The 18,189-nt window shown below is 33.8% G+C and carries 18 protein-coding genes and 1 riboswitch; of the genes, 5 read left to right on the top strand and 13 right to left on the bottom strand.

Annotated features, from left to right (window positions below; all coding sequences use genetic code 11):
- Nucleotides 1-11: 11 nt before the first annotated feature.
- From pdxH to dnaK, 7 genes are all read right to left on the bottom strand, one after another.
- Entirely contained in the window at nucleotides 12-659 is a 648-nt protein-coding gene (gene pdxH, locus ACFFGL_RS13835; RefSeq protein ID WP_309727639.1) for a pyridoxamine 5'-phosphate oxidase, read from the bottom strand.
- 59 nt (nucleotides 660-718) lie between these two features.
- The gene (locus ACFFGL_RS13840; protein WP_309727640.1) at nucleotides 719-1,627 is read right to left on the bottom strand and encodes a ribonuclease Z; all 909 of its coding nucleotides are present in this window, start codon (nucleotides 1,625-1,627) and stop codon (nucleotides 719-721) included.
- A gap of 10 nt (nucleotides 1,628-1,637) precedes the next feature.
- The gene (locus ACFFGL_RS13845) at nucleotides 1,638-1,976 is read right to left on the bottom strand and encodes a ribonuclease Z (RefSeq protein WP_309727641.1); all 339 of its coding nucleotides are present in this window, start codon (nucleotides 1,974-1,976) and stop codon (nucleotides 1,638-1,640) included.
- A 4-nt stretch (nucleotides 1,977-1,980) separates the two neighbouring features.
- Complete coding sequence (locus ACFFGL_RS13850) at nucleotides 1,981-2,910, bottom strand: aspartate carbamoyltransferase catalytic subunit (protein ID WP_309727642.1); 930 nt, start codon at nucleotides 2,908-2,910, stop codon at nucleotides 1,981-1,983.
- A gap of 3 nt (nucleotides 2,911-2,913) precedes the next feature.
- The gene (gene pyrR, locus ACFFGL_RS13855) at nucleotides 2,914-3,453 is read right to left on the bottom strand and encodes a bifunctional pyr operon transcriptional regulator/uracil phosphoribosyltransferase PyrR (RefSeq protein WP_309727643.1); all 540 of its coding nucleotides are present in this window, start codon (nucleotides 3,451-3,453) and stop codon (nucleotides 2,914-2,916) included.
- Between the two features lie 113 nt (nucleotides 3,454-3,566).
- Entirely contained in the window at nucleotides 3,567-4,562 is a 996-nt protein-coding gene (locus ACFFGL_RS13860) for an LLM class flavin-dependent oxidoreductase (protein WP_309727644.1), read from the bottom strand.
- Between the two features lie 176 nt (nucleotides 4,563-4,738).
- Nucleotides 4,739-6,664 carry a molecular chaperone DnaK gene (gene dnaK, locus ACFFGL_RS13865; RefSeq protein WP_309727645.1) on the bottom strand — a complete coding sequence of 642 codons (1,926 nt, stop codon included), beginning with the start codon at nucleotides 6,662-6,664 and terminating at the stop codon, nucleotides 4,739-4,741.
- A gap of 241 nt (nucleotides 6,665-6,905) precedes the next feature.
- On the opposite strand from dnaK, the gene ACFFGL_RS13870 reads away from it, so the two are divergent.
- A complete protein-coding gene (locus tag ACFFGL_RS13870; RefSeq protein WP_309727646.1) occupies nucleotides 6,906-8,339 on the top strand; it encodes an L-serine ammonia-lyase in 1,434 nt (477 codons plus the stop codon).
- 101 nt (nucleotides 8,340-8,440) lie between these two features.
- Here the strand turns inward: ACFFGL_RS13870 and ACFFGL_RS13875 are convergent, their stop codons facing one another.
- Genes ACFFGL_RS13875 through ACFFGL_RS13890 form a run of 4 tightly spaced genes read right to left on the bottom strand, consistent with a single transcriptional unit; the run spans nucleotide 8,441 to nucleotide 10,451 of the window.
- Entirely contained in the window at nucleotides 8,441-8,971 is a 531-nt protein-coding gene (locus ACFFGL_RS13875; protein WP_309727647.1) for a DUF4252 domain-containing protein, read from the bottom strand.
- 1 nt (nucleotide 8,972) lies between these two features.
- The gene (locus ACFFGL_RS13880; protein ID WP_309727648.1) at nucleotides 8,973-9,497 is read right to left on the bottom strand and encodes a DUF4252 domain-containing protein; all 525 of its coding nucleotides are present in this window, start codon (nucleotides 9,495-9,497) and stop codon (nucleotides 8,973-8,975) included.
- Nucleotides 9,498-9,502: 5 nt separating this feature from the next.
- Entirely contained in the window at nucleotides 9,503-9,955 is a 453-nt protein-coding gene (locus ACFFGL_RS13885) for a hypothetical protein (RefSeq protein ID WP_309727649.1), read from the bottom strand.
- Nucleotides 9,942-10,451 (bottom strand): RNA polymerase sigma factor, encoded by a 510-nt coding sequence (locus ACFFGL_RS13890; RefSeq protein WP_309727650.1) that lies wholly within the window; start codon nucleotides 10,449-10,451, stop codon nucleotides 9,942-9,944. Before ACFFGL_RS13890 ends, ACFFGL_RS13885 begins: the two co-directional genes overlap by 14 nt.
- 109 nt (nucleotides 10,452-10,560) lie before the next feature.
- Between ACFFGL_RS13890 and ACFFGL_RS13895 the strand changes: the two genes are divergently transcribed.
- A complete protein-coding gene (locus ACFFGL_RS13895; RefSeq protein ID WP_309727651.1) occupies nucleotides 10,561-11,949 on the top strand; it encodes a S41 family peptidase in 1,389 nt (462 codons plus the stop codon).
- Between the two features lie 53 nt (nucleotides 11,950-12,002).
- On the opposite strand, the gene ACFFGL_RS13900 is transcribed toward ACFFGL_RS13895, so the two are convergent.
- A complete protein-coding gene (locus tag ACFFGL_RS13900) occupies nucleotides 12,003-13,100 on the bottom strand; it encodes a YncE family protein (protein WP_309727652.1) in 1,098 nt (365 codons plus the stop codon).
- Between the two features lie 6 nt (nucleotides 13,101-13,106).
- Nucleotides 13,107-14,930: a TonB-dependent receptor plug domain-containing protein gene (locus tag ACFFGL_RS13905; RefSeq protein ID WP_309727653.1), complete on the bottom strand. Its 1,824-nt coding sequence runs from the start codon at nucleotides 14,928-14,930 to the stop codon at nucleotides 13,107-13,109.
- A 33-nt stretch (nucleotides 14,931-14,963) separates the two neighbouring features.
- Nucleotides 14,964-15,174: riboswitch (cobalamin riboswitch) on the bottom strand.
- Between the two features lie 68 nt (nucleotides 15,175-15,242).
- Between ACFFGL_RS13905 and ACFFGL_RS13910 the strand changes: the two genes are divergently transcribed.
- The 3 genes from ACFFGL_RS13910 to ACFFGL_RS13920 are packed head-to-tail and all read left to right on the top strand — an operon-like array spanning nucleotide 15,243 to nucleotide 18,183.
- Nucleotides 15,243-16,379 (top strand): ABC transporter substrate-binding protein, encoded by a 1,137-nt coding sequence (locus ACFFGL_RS13910; protein WP_309727654.1) that lies wholly within the window; start codon nucleotides 15,243-15,245, stop codon nucleotides 16,377-16,379.
- Between the two features lies 1 nt (nucleotide 16,380).
- A complete protein-coding gene (locus ACFFGL_RS13915; RefSeq protein WP_309727655.1) occupies nucleotides 16,381-17,403 on the top strand; it encodes a FecCD family ABC transporter permease in 1,023 nt (340 codons plus the stop codon).
- The gene (locus tag ACFFGL_RS13920; protein ID WP_309727656.1) at nucleotides 17,404-18,183 is read left to right on the top strand and encodes an ABC transporter ATP-binding protein; all 780 of its coding nucleotides are present in this window, start codon (nucleotides 17,404-17,406) and stop codon (nucleotides 18,181-18,183) included.
- Nucleotides 18,184-18,189: the final 6 nt, after the last annotated feature.

Consider the following 18,189-nt stretch of genomic DNA (forward strand, 5'->3'; position numbering starts at 1 on the left):
ATTTTTCTGAATTATGGCGCTAATCGAATAGCAGTCCACGAATTATCTTTATTCAATGTATATTTAAAACGATCGTGTAATCTATTTGGGCGACCTTGCCAAAATTCTATTGCTTGCGGTTTTACAATATATCCTCCCCAATGAGAAGGTCTTTCAACCGTTTTATCTTCATATTCTTTTTCCAGTTCTGCCAATTTTTTTTCAAGAATTTCTCGATTTTCAATCGGTTGACTTTGAGGCGAAACGAGAGCTCCCAAACGACTTCCTTTAGGTCGAGAATTAAAATAAGCGTCAGATTCTTCTTCAGAAACTTTTTCAGCTTCTCCAATAATAATCACTTGGCGTTCTGCGGCAGGCCAAAAAAATGAGAGAGAAACTTTTGGATTTTTAGCAATTGCTTTTCCCTTTTCACTTTCGTAATTGGTATAAAAAACAAAACCTTCTTCTTTAATTTTTTTCAGTAAAACCACTCTGTTTTTAGGAAATCCATCTAACCCAATTGTACTCATTGTCATTGCATTAGCTTCATCTATTTCAGTAATCGCTTCAACTTCATTAAACCATTTCTGAAATAATTGAATGGGATTTTTCTCTAAATTTTCTAAACGAAGTTCTGCCTTTTTGTAGACTTTGCGGTAGTTTTCTAAATTCTTTTCCATACTGCAATTTACAAGAATCGTAGCTAAGGAAAAAGTGAAATCAAGAAGTTTGTAACGATTTAATTAAAATTTATTTTCTTGCCGTCTTCAGCTAAAACTACGTTTTCAAAAACTGTTTCGGCTTCCGCTTTAAATAAATTTATATCGCCGTATCGCGTAGAATAATGACCAAGAATTAATTTTGAAGCTTCGGCTAATTTTGCCATTTCCGCAGCTTGTTTTGCAGTGGAATGTTTTGTTGGTTCGCACAAATGTTGATGCGTTTCTAAAAAAGTAGCTTCGTGATATAATCCGGTAACGCCTTTTATCTGCGGAATTATATCAGGTTTAAAAAATGTATCGCTGCAAAATGCATAACTTTTTGGCGGAATTGGCGGTGCGGTTAATTTTTCATTAGAAATTACGGTTCCATCTTCTAAAATGGCGTCTTTCCCTTTTTTAATGCTTCGGTAATAAGCGACATCGATTTCGTAATTTAAAACTTCGTTCATTAACAATTTTCGGTCGCCGGGTTTTTCTTTGAATAAAAATCCGTTGGTGTAAACGCGATGATTCAATGGAATTGTTTCTACGGTAACTTTTTCATCTTCAAAAATAAGTTGGGGTTCTTTGCTTTCTAATTCGTGAAAATAAAGCGGATAACTGGTCCAGGATTTTGATAATTTTAATTGAAGTGTGATTATTTCTTTAATTCCTTTTGGTCCGTGAATATGAAGTTCTGTTTTTCTATTCAGCAAACTAAAAGTCGAAATTAACCCGATTAATCCAAAAAAATGATCGCCATGTAAATGCGAAATAAAAACGTGCTTAATTCTGTTGAATTTTATTTTATTTCTGCGCAGCGCAACTTGAGTTCCTTCACCGCAATCGATTAAAAAAATATGATTATTTATTTCGAGAACTTGCGAAGTTGGATTGTTGAATGTTCGCGGAGTTGCTGAATAGCATCCTAAAATGGTGAGCTGCATAGAGCCGGTTTTAAAAAGCGCCTAAATCGCGCTCTATTTCTTCCATCTGAATAACATCTCCTGCTTCTAAAAGTGTAGGAACTACAATTAATTCTTCTGGAACTTGATCTATATTAATCGTATCATTTGCAATTACAAACGAATGATTTTGAGCACGATGTTTATTTGATAATTCTAAAAAACTGAGTAATTCTTCTAAGCTTAAACTGCCGTATTTTAAAATATCAATAACTACATTTTTATTTTCAAACTCAGCGTAAGCCTTATTTTCTAAATAACTCGCAAATGCCTTTACATTATCTTTTTCATCTTCAAGAATCCAGTAATTTTCTTGCTTGGTAATTTTCATAGGATTACTGTTTAATTTTGGAAGCTAATAAATAAATTACGGCCATTCTCACCGCTACTCCATTTTCAACTTGATCTAAAATTATAGCGTGTTCAGAGTCGGCAACGTCGCTTGTAATTTCTACACCGCGGTTAATTGGCCCGGGATGCATAATGGTAATTTCTTTTGAAAGTGAATCGAGTATTTTTTTATTCAAACCAAATTGTTGCACATATTCACGCGTACTCGGGAAATAACTAATTTCCATTCGTTCATTCTGAACCCGTAACATATTAGCAACATCGCACCATTCTAGTGCTTTTCTTAAATCGGTTTCAACCTCAACACCTAAACTTTCAATATGCTTTGGTAGTAAGGTTTTTGGTCCACATATTTTTACATTCGCACCTTGTAATTTCAGAGCAAAAATATTACTTAACGCTACACGACTGTGTAAAATATCACCGACAATTACTACATTTTTGCCTTTAACTTCTCCTAATTTTTCTCGAATGGAATACGAATCTAACAATGCTTGTGTCGGGTGTTCGTGTGCTCCATCACCCGCATTAATAATACTTGCGTCAACATGTTGTGATAGAAAAACGCCCGCTCCAGGATTTGGATGTCGAATGACAACCATATCAACTTTCATCGAGAGAATATTATTTACCGTATCGATTAAAGTTTCCCCTTTTTTTACTGAAGAAGAAGCCGCTGAAAAATTTACCACATCGGCGCTTAATCTTTTTTCGGCCAATTCAAATGAAAGTCGCGTTCGGGTACTGTTTTCAAAAAATAAATTAGCAATGGTAATATCGCGAAGCGAAGGAACTTTTTTAATCGGTCGGTTAATCACTTCTTTAAAATGATCTGCCGTTTTAAAAATCAATTCTACATCTTCTTTGGTGATGTATTTAATTCCCAGTAAGTGGTTTACACTTAATTCACTCATTTTTTATTTATTTATCAGGTAAACGCAATCTTCGCCTTCGTTTTCTTTCCAATTTACTTTTACGCGTTCTTCATTTATCGCATCGACTTGTCTTCCATTATAATCGGGTTGAATTGGTAAATGACGACTAAATCTTCTATCGATTAGCGTTAATAATTCTATTTCTTTTGGTCTTCCAAACGATTGAATTGCGGTTAAAGCCGAACGAATACTTCTACCGGTATATAAAACATCATCTATAAAAATAACGCGTTTATCTTCTACAAGAAAATCTATTCGTGTTTTATTGGCTTCTAAAGGTTTTTCACCTCGTCTAAAATCGTCACGGTAAAAAGTAATGTCTAATTTTCCGGTTTTTACTTCCGGAATTTTATAATCTTGCTCTAATTTTTGCTGAATACGATTAGCTAAAAAAACGCCTCTTGGTTGAATACCAATTAATACCGATTCTGAAAAATTATCGTGATTTTCAATAAGTTGACAAGCCAGTCGGTGAAGTATAATTTCAATTTCGTTTGCGTTCAATAAAACTTTTTGGCTCATCGATTTCAATTTGTACTTGAATTGTTCTCACAAAAGTAAGTAAAATAATTATTCTGAATCTAAACCTATCTAAGTTTTGATAGGCTTTTCACTTCAACTTTTTTACAGCAAGTCTATAATTCGTTCATAATTTCTGAAAATAACTTATAAGAATTCACCCGATCTTCGTGATTATAAATATGTGAAGCCACAATAACCTCATCAACTTTTGTTTCTTCTAAAAATGCTTTTGTTTTCTCCTTTACTGTTTCTTTACTTCCTATAAAAGCGTATTTCATCATTTGCTGAATGCTGGGATGATTTGCAATTTCTTTTAAATCTGAAGTCATTTTAGTTGGCTGTTGAATGTAATCAATATTTCCTGAAACCACGCCTAAAATCATTCGTAAAGTTGAAGTAGAAAGAATTTCTGCCTCTTCATCTGTATCTGTGGCAATCACATTTATTCCTGCAATTGTATAAGGTTTATTAAGAAATTTTGAAGGCTGAAAATTTTGATGATAAATTTGCAAAGCTTGGTGTAGTTGTGCCGGAGCAAAATGACTCGCAAAAACATACGGCAATCCTTTTTCTGCGGCTACATAAGCACTATCTGTACTTGAACCTAAAATATAAATAGGAACTTCTACACCTTCTGAAACATAGGAACGAACTTTCTGACTGTTTTCAGTTGAAAAAAAATTTTGAATTCTACTAACTTCTTGTGGAAATTGATAAACCGCTTTCATTCTGTCGGAACGAATTTCGTGAGCGGTTTCCTGATCGGTTCCCGGAGCTCTTCCTAAACCTAAATCAATTCTTTTTGGATATAAATTTCCCAACGTTCCGAATTGCTCAGCTACGATTAAAGGAGAATGATTTGGAAGCATAATTCCGCCAGAACCTACTCGAATTTTTTCGGTTCCACCAGCTATATGACCAATTAAAACAGCAGTTGCTGCACTGGCAATACTTTTCATATTATGGTGTTCTGCCAACCAAAACCGGTGGTATCCAAATTTCTCAGCTTGTTGAGCGAGATCTAAACTTTTAGCAAAGGTTTCTTGTGGATTAGAATTGCGAGCAACTGTGGCTAATTCTAAAATTGAATATGGAATATTTGTTTTCATAATTTTTTATGGTCGCCACCAAAAGGTATAATATCCAGAGGCTTGCCTCGAATTTAAAGATTTGTTCCCAATAAATGCCTCGTGAGCTTGCCCCGAGATAGTTTATTGAAAAGAAAACGCAACTCGATATGAGTTGCGTTTAACTAAGATAATTATATGTAAATGAACTTTTTGTACTATTTTACTTCTTCAAAATCTACGTCTTCAACGCCACCGTCTTTATCTTTTCCAGAATTTTCTTCGGCTCCGCCTTGCGCTCCACTTGCTCCTTGTTGAGGACCGCCTTGTTGTTGCGCTTCAGCTTGTGCTTTATACATTTCTTCTGAAACAGATTTCCAAGTTTCATTTAACTTTTCTAAAGCTGGTTCAATTTTTTCTAACTCTTTAGTTTCGTATGCTTTTTTAAGTTCTTCTAAAGCATCTTCTACCGGTTTTTTCTTGTCATCAGAAAGTTTATCTCCAAACTCTTTTAATTGCTTTTCAGTTTGGAAAATCATTGTATCAGCTTCATTAAGCTTATCTACTTTTTCTTTCGCTTTTTTATCGGCTTCAGCATTTGCTTCAGCTTCCTGCTTCATTTTCTCGATTTCCTCTTCGGTTAATCCAGAAGAAGCTTCAATACGAATATCTTGTTTCTTACCGGTAGCTTTATCTTCAGCGCTTACTTGAATAATTCCGTTTGCATCAATATCAAAAGTTACTTCAATTTGAGGTGTTCCTCTTGGCGCTGGTGGAATTCCGTCTAAGTGGAATCTACCAATCGTTTTATTGTCTGATGCCATAGAACGCTCCCCTTGCAATACGTGAATTTCTACAGATGGCTGGTTATCTGCCGCGGTAGAGAATGTTTGCGATTTTTTAGTAGGGATTGTTGTATTCGCTTCAATTAATTTAGTATTTACACCGCCCATAGTTTCAATACCTAAAGAAAGTGGCGTAACGTCTAATAACAATACATCTTTAACATCTCCGGTTAAAACACCACCTTGAATTCCAGCTCCAATCGCTACAACTTCATCTGGGTTTACACCTCTACTTGGTTTTTTACCAAAGAATTTCTCAACAGCTTCTTGTACTGCAGGAATACGTGTAGAACCACCAACTAAAATTACTTCATCGATATCGCTTTTAGAAATACCGGCATCTTTCATTGCTTTTTCACAAGGCGTGATTGTTCTTTTTACTAAATCTGCAATTAATTGCTCGAATTTAGATCTAGAAAGACTTCTTACCAAGTGTTTTGGTCCGCTTGAAGTTGCAGTTACATAAGGTAAATTAATCTCGGTTTGTGTTGAAGAAGACAATTCAATTTTAGCTTTTTCTGCAGCTTCTTTTAAACGTTGCAGCGCCATCGGATCTTTTCTAAGATCGATATCTTCATCTTTTTTGAATTCTTCAGCTAACCAATCGATAATTTTTTCATCAACATCATCACCACCTAAGTGCGTATCTCCATCGGTAGAAAGTACTTCAAAAACGCCATCTCCTAATTCTAGGATAGAAACATCGTGCGTACCACCACCAAAGTCAAATACTACAATTTTTTGGTCTTGACCTTTTTTATCTAAACCGTAAGCTAAAGCTGCTGCGGTTGGTTCGTTTATAATTCTACGAACTTTAAGACCTGCAATTTCACCCGCTTCTTTTGTAGCTTGACGTTGCGAATCGTTAAAGTATGCAGGAACTGTAATTACAGCTTCAGAAACATCTTGACCTAAATAATCTTCTGCGGTTTTCTTCATTTTCTGAAGAATCATAGCAGATAATTCTTGTGGAGTATATAAACGACCATCTACATCTACACGTGGAGTATCGTTATCTCCTTTTTTTACTTTATAAGCAACACGCTCTGCTTCTTTCTGAGATTCTGAGTATTTATTACCCATAAATCTTTTTATAGAAGAGATTGTTTTTTCAGGATTTGTTACTGCTTGTCTTTTTGCTGGATCACCAACTTTAATTTCACCACCTTCTACAAATGCAATTACAGAAGGAGTTGTTCTTTTACCTTCAGCATTAGGTATTACTGTGGGTTCGTTTCCTTCCATAACAGAAACGCAAGAGTTGGTTGTCCCTAAGTCTATACCAATTATTTTACTCATAGTTATTTATTTTTAATTTTTTTTCAATTTTAATACGCTAACAAATAGTCAATCATTATGCCAGCAGATTTTTTATGACAGGTTGTCACTTTATTTCTGAAACGCTCCTAAAAATGGCATTAAAGGTCTATTTTTTAAAAGCATTTAGAAGAATAAAAATTTTTCATATTTATATAATAGAAAGCTCAAAAAATTCTTTAATATTTGTGCTAAGTTTTGATACTTAAAAAGATAAATTTATATGAAAAAAATTGAATGCATTAGCGTTTTCGATATGCTCAAAATTGGGGTTGGTCCTTCAAGTTCCCATACTTTAGGTCCGTGGAGAGCCGGCCAACGTTGGTTAAAAGAGCTGAAAGATAAAAATGTATTTAATCTAATAGAAACCGTTAAGGTAGATCTCTACGGATCGTTATCACTTACTGGAAAAGGTCATGCCAGCGATATTGCTTCACTTTTAGGTTTATGCGGTTACGATCCTGTAACGATGGATTTAGAAAAAATTGACCCAGAAATAAAAAAAATCCAAACTGAAAAAAAACTTTTACTGAACGGTGAAAAAGAAGTGAATTTTGCTCCACAAGAACAAATTATATTCAATAAAAAATTTCTAGATTTTCATCCTAACGGAATAAAATTTACCGCAACTTTAACTAGTGGAAAAAAAATAAGTTCAACCTTCTTCTCTATCGGCGGCGGATTTGTAGTTAAAAAAGCTCGAAAAAATGCTAAAGAGAAAATAGAAGACTTTGAACATTTTCCATTTCCTGTTGAAAAAGCTACAGACTTGGTAAAATATTGTCATCAAGAAGGAAAACAAATTTCTGATATTGTTTTAGCGAATGAACTTTCCCTTAGAAATGAGGAAGAAATTGATGAAGGTTTAAAAGCAATTTGGAACGTTATGTTAGAGTCGATGTATATTGGTTGCCATACTGATGGAATTCTTCCCGGCGGACTAAAAGTACAACGACGCGCTTTTGCGATGCATCAGAAACTAATTGGCGAGGTAAAATATAATAATCCGCAAGAATGGTTAGAGGGAATTCGTAAAACCGAAGTAAAATTCCGCCAGATTTTAAAATGGGTAAGCTGTTTTGCGATTAGTGTAAATGAAGTAAATGCTTCTCTAGGACGAGTTGTAACAGCTCCAACAAATGGAAGCGCCGGAACCGTTCCAGCGGTTTTAATGTATTATATGACGATTGAAAATCATAACGCGGGTTTTGAAGAAATTAAAAAATTTATGCTCGTAGCCGGCGAAATCGGTAGTTTATTTAAAAAAGGAGCAACTATTTCTGCAGCAATGGGTGGTTGCCAAGCTGAAATTGGCGTTTCCTCGGCAATGGCAGCGGGAGCGTTAACCCAACTTATGGGGGGAACACCAGAACAAGTACTAATGGCTAGTGAAATTGCGATGGAACATCACTTAGGATTAACTTGCGACCCGATTGCAGGCTTGGTACAAATTCCTTGTATCGAAAGAAATGCAATGGGCGCGATAAAAGCGATAAATGCTGCTGAAATTGCCTTAGATAGTGACGCTACAAAAGCGAAAGTTCCATTAGATAAAGTAATTGAAACCATGTGGGATACTGCAAAAGATATGAATTCTAAATACAAAGAAACTTCTGAAGGCGGTTTAGCTGTTAAAGTAAGTTTAAGCGATTGCTAAAAAAATAAAAGCCCGATTTTTAGATCGGGCTTTTTTTAGACTCTTTATTCCACTTTTATTGAATAGAATCTGTCTTTTTTTCTATACTTTTTCCGAAGTCTTCAGAAGTCTTCAAAAACATCCATATTTACATCTATATCTCCTTCTCCAGCAGATTTCATTAATTTCATAATTGCGCCGGGATTCATATCGTCTCCTAAAATACGGGCAACTGCAAAACCTTTTTCTTCGTGAACGCCGTATAGAATAAATTCATCTATCGCATCTTCTTCACCTAAATACATTAATCGAACTCCTTTTCCTACAGAACCCATTCTAAAGAGCAATTTGTATTTTTCATCTTTAAAAATATGGTCTACCGTTTCTTTTTCCTTTTCAAATTCCTCTTTATTTTTTTCAGTTATAGGAAAAGCTAACACATTTGCCTTTTCTATACTTCCTAAAGCTTTTTGTTGTTCTTCATTTAAACTTGAATTACTGCCTAAAAAAAGACTCGAAGGTACATCGATGACAACAAAATTTACATTTTCTTGTTTCTCTACATAATACTTTTGAAGAGAAGGTTCGCTATTACAAGCTAAGGCTAGAAAAGCTATAGCGGACGCGAGTGATATTTTTATTATGTTTTTCATCTTAATTATTTTCATCTAAATTTTCTAATTCTTCTGCTCCGGGAACTTTTAAATCTTTCGCTAATTTTGAGATTTCTTTTAAGTCGATATTTCCGGTGATGGAAAGCGCTACGGTAATAGGTTTATTATCTTCCTGTCCGTTAAAAAGCATTACCAATTGTTTTACTTGACTGGGTTTACTGCCCGGTTTGGAGTAAAATCGTACATTTTTATTTTCATCTTTAAAACGCATTAATTCTTGTAAAGCATTTTTTGTGATGTAAGCGTTCATATCGTTTTCCATTTGCTTTCCTATACTGGAGTTGTGTGTGGAAATCACTTTAATATCTTCTAAACTTTCGATGAGTTTTAGATACTGTTTTACTTCTTCATCGTCGCTATCGACATCAATTTCGGCTAAGAGTTTAAACATATTGCTGGTCATAACCATTGCGCTTACTTCTCTCATATTTTCGTATTTCTGAAAATTTTGCGCTTGACTTACTACCGGAATTAGGGCTAAAAGGATTATTATTAACTTTTTCATAGCTTTTATTTTTGTTGAATTATTTGATTTTGGGTTGTATTAAATTCGTTTAAATATTGTAATTGTTTTTTTCCGTCGTTCATCACGTTGGTCATCATATATAATAAATCTTGCGTGTGCTTCATCGCGAGTTCATGGTTTACTTCAGTAGATTTAATTTTTGTTTGCTTTTGATTGAAAAAATATACTGAACAAACAATTAAAACACTCGCCGCAATGGCAGACCAACGGTAATATTTTTTGTTCAAGAAAGTAGATTTCTTTTCCGGTAAATTCACTTCACCTTCAAAAGCGGTTTTCCGTTGTTCTTCAAAAAAATTGAACAAAGGTTTATATTCTTCAAACGTGGGATCTACTTTACCTGACGCAAAATATTCATTCAAAATTTTTTCTTCAGAAAGACTGGTTTCACCTTCTAAATATTTAGTTAATAGAGGTTTTATTTTAGACCGTTCCATAACGATGTTTTTTTAAAATTTCTTTTCTAATTTTTTTTCTTGCTCTCGAAAGTGCAACTCGTATAGCAGTTTCTTTCATTTCTGCGATTTTAGCAATTTCTTCATATTCTAACTGTTCTACATCTCGCAATTGAATTAACAACTGTTCTTGTTTATTTAAGCCTTCAATAATTTCTGAAACATGAGCTAATTCATCTTTTGCTTCTATTTCTTTCTGAAGCGAACTACGTTCATCTTCATAATTATTATGTACGATGCGTAAATTATTATTCTTTTTCAACTTTAACTGATCGAGGCAATAATTTTTAGTAACTGTCATTGCAAACGCCTGCGGATTATCATAAGAATTTAATTTTCCTTTTAACTTCCATAGTTTCATAAAAACCTCTTGCGTGGCATCTTGTGCGGCTTCTTTAGAAATCAACAACCGAACAGACAAACGGTACATTTTATCTTGCAAAGGTTCTATAAATTCTAAAAATCGTTGTTGATCCATTTTGTTAGTCGGTTTCATATTGATGACGAATCATAACATATTTTGTTACAATATATTTTTAAATTACAATATTGTCTTTACTTTTAAGGTTTTATATAAAAGCTGATTTATGAAATTTCTTAAGACCTTTGCCCTATTTTTAAGCTGTAGTTTTCTATTTACTTCTTGTTTTGAAGATCAAGATGATGTTCGTGTAGCAGCATCTATTCAAGAAATTCAAGATTTTGTGTACCGCGGAATGGATTATTTCTACCTCTATAAAAGTGAAGTTCCAGAATTGGCAGAAAATGCTTTTCCTGATGACAGCAATTACCAAGCTTATTTAAATTCTTTTGCTACACCTGAAGCGCTTTTTGATGATTTGGTGGTAGAACAAGATCGTTTCAGCTTTCTTATTTCCGATTACCGAGCGCTGGAAAATGCTTTAAACGGAATTACCTTAAATAATGGAATGGAGTTTGGCTTGGTTCAATTACAAGACAACGGACAAATTTTTGGCTATGTTCGCTATGTAATCCCGAATTCTTCTGCAGCACAACAAGGTGTAGAACGCGGAATGCTTTTTAATCGAGTTGATGGAACTACATTTACTGAAAATAATTTTAATGATTTATTATCGCCAACTTCCTATACAATTGGTTTAGCCGAATACGATGGAGAAAATATTAATAATTTAGAGGAAACTATAACGCTAACAAAACAAGAAATCACAGAAAATCCGGTTTATATTTCCAAAGTAATTGAAGAGCAAAATCAAAAAATCGGCTATTTAATGTATAACGGATTTACCAGTACGTTTGATGATGAGTTAAACGCAGCGTTTGCCGATTTTAAATCTTCAGGAATTACCGATCTAGTTGTTGATTTACGTTACAACAGCGGCGGAAATATTGAAACCAGTAACGATTTAGCAAGTATGATTACTGGTCAATTTCAGGGAGAATTATTTTCAACACAAGTTTACAATGAGAATTTTGATGATGTAGAGCGTTTTTTCAACAATAAAATAAGTTCTGGAGCAACCATAAACAGTTTAAATTTGAATCGCGTTTATGTATTAACAACTGGTTCTACAGCTTCTGCCAGCGAATTATTAATTAGTTCTTTAATGCCTTATATTGAAGTTATTCAAATAGGAACAAGTACGACCGGAAAATTTCAAGGTTCTACTACATTATATGATTCTCCAGATTTTTCTAGAAATAATGTAAATATTGGTCATCGTTACGCCTTACAACCTTTAATTTTAAAATCGGTTAACGCCAATGGTTTTACAGATTATATAGACGGACTTTCACCTGATGTTGAGCAGCAGGAAGATTATTTTAATTTAGGAACTTTAGGCGATCCCGAAGAACCACTTTTACAAACGGCAATTAACCAAATTAATGGCGGAAGACCTTTTATTCCTTCACCTGAACAAGATTTTATTTCTATTGGAGAAAGCAAAATGAATAACTTAAATTATCAACGAATGTATGTTGAGGAAATAAAATAATAAAAAAAGCCGCTAACGTTAGCGGCTTTTTTATGCAATTCAATAAATCAATTTTAATCGTTAAAATAGAATCCATTAGGTCCAAGTCCTACAGAAATATTTTTAAGCAGATTTCCTTCTAAATCATATACTTCTACAAAACTATCGGAAGCAAAGTCGCCACCATCTGCAACAAAAATTCGATTATCTTCGACCTCAAAACCGTACATAACGCCATATTCAGAATCACTATTATAGGTTAAAATAGGTTCTTCAGGTTTTTCGGTGTCTTCCATTCCTAATGTATAAACCGATGTCCCTACGGTGAAGTAAATTTGATCGTCTTCAATCTCTAGTTTGCTAGCATCGCCTTCTTGATAATTTAATACAACATTACTTTCTATAGTTAATGTGTTTATATTAAATTTTTCAAGATGATTACCACTTAAAGTATAAATAAATCCATCTTCAATTTCAAATGAATTTAAACCTGGGTGATTATCATCGATATAATAAGTTTCAATAGTATTTTCAACTTCATTAGTTGTAGGATTAAATACGGCAATTTTCTTACCCAAGTTATAGCTAGACTTTTGAATATATAATTTTCCGTTCTCTTCTTCAATAAATTCCAAAGCTTCACCTTGAGCTCCAAGAGGAATGGTTTGCTCTACTTCTAAAGTTTCTAAATTAATAATGGTTAAAAAGTCATCTACACCACCATCTAACGTATCACCTTGATTAGTAACATAAGCTTTACCATTATAAATAACTCCGTAACGAGGTACTTCTAAACCACTGTCAACCTTTCCTACCAATTCAAATGTGTATCGATTTACAACAGTAATTAAATTTGATCCATTAGAGATAATATAAGCTAAATCGTCTTCAAAAAAAATAGATTGTGCATAACCACCTAAATCTTCTCCCTCATTAACGTTTTGAAAAATTGTTTGTTCTACATTTTCCAAATCATCGCTAATGTAAGTTACAGTACCAATTCCACCTTCATTTAATACAAAAATTCCATTTTTATATTTTCCTTGCTCTTCACCTGGTTCTTCAGGATTTTTAGAATCCTCCGGTGGCGTGAAATCATCATCATTACTACAAGAAGTTAAAAATAAAACGCTGCAAAAAATAAGAGCTAAAAATCGTGTTGTTTTTTTCATAATAAATTAAAAATTAAGGGTTATATAAAGTGAATAATATCTTCCCGGCATCGGGCGATTTTCTACATTTTGATAAGGCGCATCAAAAATATTATGCGATTTTATACCAACATTGTGTTGATTAAAATGATAACCAAAACCTACATTAGAAAGCGAATAAGCTTCTAAATTATAGGTTGAATTATTATCGGTTCGGGTAAAAACTTCTCCATTAAATAAAAATTGATATTCTAAAAACCAATTTTTAAATTGGTAATAAAGTGAAGTTGTTGCTTTATGATATGGGACATAAATTAACTGATTTTCAGTTGCTTTGTTTTCTGAAACCGTATATGCATAAGTTCCATTTAATTGAACTTGATGATTTTTCCAATTTTTCTTCCAATTCAGCAAAATTTCGGCGCCGTAAGTTTCTACTTCATCAACATTTTCGGGCTGCCAAAATCCGCTTCCGCTTGGTAACCAGCGAATCATATTTTCAATGGAATTATAATAACCGGTTAAACTGAATGTAAAACTGTTGAAAGAAAACTTATTTCCAATTTCAAATTGTTGCGCTTCTTCAGCAGCTAAAGTTGGATTTCCACCAGTTGACCAGTACAAATCGTTAAAAGTGGGAATTCTGAAATTTTTTGAAATTTTTGCTTGAAGTAAATAAAAATCGGTTACTTGAAAATCTGCAGCAACAGCATATAAAAACGGACTTTCATAAGCTGCAGTAACTTCTTTTCTAAAAGAAAGTTCATATTGAATTTTCTCTAAAGGCTGATGTTTAAAAAGCAATGAAGCTGAAGTAATTTCACGATTTTTTTCAGCAATATTAGTTCCCACACCGGTTGTGCTGTTGTAGGATAAAATCCCATTAAGTTGCATACCAGAAGAAATATCATAATTCAAATCATATTTTGCGATCCAAGTTTTTGCTTTGCTCGATGAAAAATTATCACGCTTTATATTCTGGAAATATTTATATTCTTCTTCTAAATAAGCAATTTTCGCTAACGAAGTAAATTTATCAAAACCTATTTCCCATTCTAATAGATTTCGACTATTAACATCATCATATTTTGTTCTATTTTCTGAAGGTCGAATTAATGAAAAATGCCGCTCGCTATCATAAAACTGACTATAAAATCGAATAATATTTGCTGAAGAAAACCTATAACCAATAGCGGTGTTTAAACTCGTGTTGTAAAATTCTCCATTTAAATTTTTTCCATCATTTTCTGGATAATCGTAATCATTATCAGATTGATTTCGCGTCACCGAAAGTTGAGTAGTCCATTTTTTAGTAGAAATATTTATACGATAGCGCGCATCCAAGGTGTTGAAACTTCCATAACTTAAATGAACTTGATTGTCCATTTTTTCCGAAAATGAAAGTCGATTATTTAAATGAACCGTGCCCCCAATTGCACCGGTTCCGTAAATAATACTTCCGCCACCGGGACGCACGCTAATTTCATTAAAACTTCCGGCATTTATCGTATTAAAATCGGTTTGACCGTTAAATTGTGAATTAATATTTATCCCATTCCAAATTACGGCAGTTTGTTGCGCAGTTGTTCCACGAAAGCTGGGAGAAGAAACCATTCCCAAGCCATTTTCTTTAAAATAAATGGGCGTGTTATAATTTAAAACCGACGTTAACGAAGGCTGATTATAATTCAGCAAAGAATCTGTAATTGTGGTTAATTGCTGACCGGTAGAAAAATCAGCTAATTTGTTATCATTCAATAAAACTGTTTGCAATTCGGTGATAGAATCCGATTGCGAAAATAATGGCAAAATCGCGCCAAAAAATAATATAAGTGCTAAAAAGTGTTTCATAAACCGAAGACCTTTTACCCGAAAGTCTTTGCGTTAAAATTTATAAAACTGGCAGGTCTCCTGGCTTGCGTCTTTTGGTAATCCTTCCCATCTAAAAAAGACAGTGGAAATGAAGTGAACCAAAAGCATTTCTTAACGAAACAAAGCTTACAGTTGCGGGAACAGCTTAGGATTTTTACACCTAATTCCCTTTTAATAAACAGCTTTTAAAAAATACTGTTTAACCAATTTGCTTGCAAAAGTAAACATTTTGTTGTCTTTGCACATTAGAAAATGAAATAATCTTACTTTTGCGGCATAAAATATTTCATTGTGAAAAAATTAATCATTCTTTTTAGTTGTCTTTTTATCTTTTCTTGTAATCAAAAAAATAAGCAAGAAAAACCTGTATCAACTACAGAAGGAAAAGAAATCGCTATTAATTATGCTGAAGGTTTTACCATAACCGATTTTGGCGATTATAAAATTATAAACGTTTCGAGTCCGTGGCCAAAAGCCGAAAAAAAATTAACCTATCTTTTAGCTGAAAAAAATGCTGAAATTCCTAAAGATGTAAATTACGATCAAAAAGTAACCATTCCAGTAGAAAAAATGGTCGTTACTTCTACTACGCATATTCCTTCCTTAGAAAGTTTAGGCGTAGAAAATACCTTAGTTGGTTTTCCGAACCTCGATTATATTTCTTCTGAAAAAACCCGAAAATTAATTAATGAAGGGAAAATTCAAGAACTTGGCGAAAATGAATCTATAAATACGGAAGTTTTATTAAATGTTGAACCTGATGTTGTGATTGGTTTTTCGGTAGAAAGCGGAAATAAAACCTTTCAAACCATACAAAAAAGTGGAATTCCGGTAATTTATAATGGGGATTGGACCGAAGCTGCTCCGCTAGGAAAAGCGGAATGGATTAAATTTTTTGGAGCCTTCTACGGAAAAGAAAAACTAGCCGAAAAAATTTTCACGGAGATCGAAAGTGAATATACTTCAGCAAAAAAACTAGCCGAAAACGCGCAAAAAAAACCGAGCGTTTTAAGCGGCGCAATGTATAAAGATGTTTGGTATTTACCAAACGGAAAATCTTGGCAAGCACAATTTATACAAGATGCCAACGCAACTTATTTATACAGAGAAACCGATGGAAACGGAAGTTTATCACTCGCTTTTGAAAGTGTTTTAGCAAAAGCGCAACAAGCCGATTATTGGATTGCGCCTGGTGCTTTCACTTCTTATGAAGCCATGAAAAATGCGAGCGAGCATTATTCGAAATTTAAAGCTTTTCAAGAAAAAGAAATCTATTCTTACGCTGGTGTAACGGGAGAAACAGGTGGCGTTTTATTTTACGAATTAGCACCTAACCGCCCCGATTTTGTGCTGAAAGATCTCATTAAAATTTTTCATCCGGAATTATTAGAAAATTATCAATTTGCTTTTTTTAAACCGCTCGATTAATTTGAAAAAAGTTTCTACATATCTTCTTGTCGGAATTATTTTACTGCTCATAGCCTTACTAATAAATGTAAGTTTAGGTTCGGTTTCCATTCCTTTAGAAGATGTGATAAAATCTTTTTTAAATCAGGAAGTTTCAAATGATACGTGGCGATACATTATTTTAGAATACCGTTTACCCAAAGCATTTACAGCAATTCTAGTAGGTTCGGGTTTAGCACTCAGTGGACTCCTTATGCAAACGCTTTTTAGAAATCCATTAGCGGGACCTTACGTTTTAGGTTTAAGTAGCGGCGCAAGTTTAGGCGTTGCTTTGGTGATTATGGGCAGCAGTTTTTTTGGCGGAATTGCCGCCGGATTATTTCTTTCAAAATGGACTTTAGTAATTGCTTCCAGTCTAGGAAGTTTTTTGGTTTTACTCGCCGTTCTAGGAACTTCGTTTAAAATAAAAGATACAATGGCTTTGCTGATCATCGGATTAATGTTTGCCAGCTTAACTTCAGCAGTAGTCAGCGTTTTGTCTTATTTTAGTTCGTCGCAACAATTGCAACAATATATTTTTTGGTCCTTTGGAAGTTTAGGGAATTTATCGTGGACAGAACTTAGCGTTTTATTCCTTTTTTGGTGCATCGGAATTTTACTTAGCATTTTTTGTATCAAGAATTTAAACGCACTTTTATTAGGCGAGCAATACGCAAAAAGTTTAGGAACCAATTTAAAACAAAATCGATTTCTAGTAATTTTAGCAACAAGTTTACTAGCGGGAAGTATCACTGCTTTTGCCGGACCAATCGCTTTTGTCGGTTTGGCCGTTCCGCATTTAATTCGGCAAATTATTCCAAAAAATAATCACTTAATTTTGATGCCTTGCGTTTTGATTGGCGGAGCAATTTTAATGCTTTTTTGCGATAGCATTTCGCAAATTCCGGGTAGTGAACTTACCTTACCAATAAACGCGATCACCTCAATTATTGGTGCGCCAGTAGTAATTTGGTTATTGGTTAGAAAAAAGAAATTGATATTTTAAATGAATAATTCAGCTTTAAATACAAAATTATCAACTAAAAATTTAAGTATTGGTTATGCTGATAAAACTGTTGCCAGCGGAATTAATCTGGATATAAAATCGGGAGAGTTAATTGCGGTAATTGGTACAAATGGTTCCGGAAAGTCGACACTTTTAAAAACAATTATTGGCGAATTAGAAGCAAAAACGGGGGAAGTTTTTTTAGAGGATGAAAAAATTCAGCAATTTTCTGCAAAAAGCATCGCCGAAAAAATCAGTATTGTTTTAACTGAAACACATTTCTCGAAAAATTTATCGGTAGAAGAATTAGTTGCCCTCGGCAGACATCCGTACACAAATTGGTTAGGAATTTTAACTGAAGATGATAAAAAAGCTATTAAAAACGCCTTAGCATTAATCGATCTCACCGACAAAACCAAACGAAAATGCAGCAGTTTAAGCGACGGACAATTACAAAAAGTAATGTTAGCACGAGCGTTGGCACAAGATACGTCGTTAATTATTTTAGATGAACCCACCACGCATCTCGATTTATATCATAAAGTTTTCGTATTAAAATTACTGAAGCAATTAACGGAAGAAACGCAAAAAGCTATTGTTTTTGCTTCACACGAAATTAATCTTGCGCTTCAATTATGCGATCAAATTATTTTAGTGAATAAAGGTGAAGTGATTCAAGAAACGCCGGAAAAGCTAATTGAAGATGGACATTTAGAAAAACTCTTTCCTAAAAATTTAATTCAGTTTGATGCTGAAACAAAGAACTTTAAGGTGGTTTAATTGAAC

The organism is Mesonia maritima (assembly GCF_042433895.1).
GTDB classification, from domain to species: domain Bacteria; phylum Bacteroidota; class Bacteroidia; order Flavobacteriales; family Flavobacteriaceae; genus Mesonia; species Mesonia maritima.

Excerpts from the sequence above, each read along its gene's own strand:
- dnaK (WP_309727645.1), bottom strand. The coding sequence starts at position 6,664 with ATGAGTAAAATAATTGGTATAGACTTAGGGACAACCAACTCTTGCGTT.
- ACFFGL_RS13845 (WP_309727641.1), bottom strand. The coding sequence starts at position 1,976 with ATGAAAATTACCAAGCAAGAAAATTACTGGATTCTTGAAGATGAAAAA.
- ACFFGL_RS13860 (WP_309727644.1), bottom strand. The coding sequence starts at position 4,562 with ATGAAAACAAATATTCCATATTCAATTTTAGAATTAGCCACAGTTGCT.
- ACFFGL_RS13885 (WP_309727649.1), bottom strand. The coding sequence starts at position 9,955 with ATGGAACGGTCTAAAATAAAACCTCTATTAACTAAATATTTAGAAGGT.
- pdxH (WP_309727639.1), bottom strand. The coding sequence starts at position 659 with ATGGAAAAGAATTTAGAAAACTACCGCAAAGTCTACAAAAAGGCAGAA.
- ACFFGL_RS13850 (WP_309727642.1), bottom strand. The coding sequence starts at position 2,910 with ATGAGTGAATTAAGTGTAAACCACTTACTGGGAATTAAATACATCACC.
- ACFFGL_RS13840 (WP_309727640.1), bottom strand. The coding sequence starts at position 1,627 with ATGCAGCTCACCATTTTAGGATGCTATTCAGCAACTCCGCGAACATTC.
- ACFFGL_RS13905 (WP_309727653.1), bottom strand. The coding sequence starts at position 14,930 with ATGAAACACTTTTTAGCACTTATATTATTTTTTGGCGCGATTTTGCCA.
- ACFFGL_RS13920 (WP_309727656.1), top strand. The coding sequence starts at position 17,404 with ATGAATAATTCAGCTTTAAATACAAAATTATCAACTAAAAATTTAAGT.
- ACFFGL_RS13875 (WP_309727647.1), bottom strand. The coding sequence starts at position 8,971 with ATGAAAAACATAATAAAAATATCACTCGCGTCCGCTATAGCTTTTCTA.
- ACFFGL_RS13870 (WP_309727646.1), top strand. The coding sequence starts at position 6,906 with ATGAAAAAAATTGAATGCATTAGCGTTTTCGATATGCTCAAAATTGGG.
- ACFFGL_RS13895 (WP_309727651.1), top strand. The coding sequence starts at position 10,561 with ATGAAATTTCTTAAGACCTTTGCCCTATTTTTAAGCTGTAGTTTTCTA.
- ACFFGL_RS13900 (WP_309727652.1), bottom strand. The coding sequence starts at position 13,100 with ATGAAAAAAACAACACGATTTTTAGCTCTTATTTTTTGCAGCGTTTTA.
- pyrR (WP_309727643.1), bottom strand. The coding sequence starts at position 3,453 with ATGAGCCAAAAAGTTTTATTGAACGCAAACGAAATTGAAATTATACTT.
- ACFFGL_RS13890 (WP_309727650.1), bottom strand. The coding sequence starts at position 10,451 with ATGGATCAACAACGATTTTTAGAATTTATAGAACCTTTGCAAGATAAA.
- ACFFGL_RS13880 (WP_309727648.1), bottom strand. The coding sequence starts at position 9,497 with ATGAAAAAGTTAATAATAATCCTTTTAGCCCTAATTCCGGTAGTAAGT.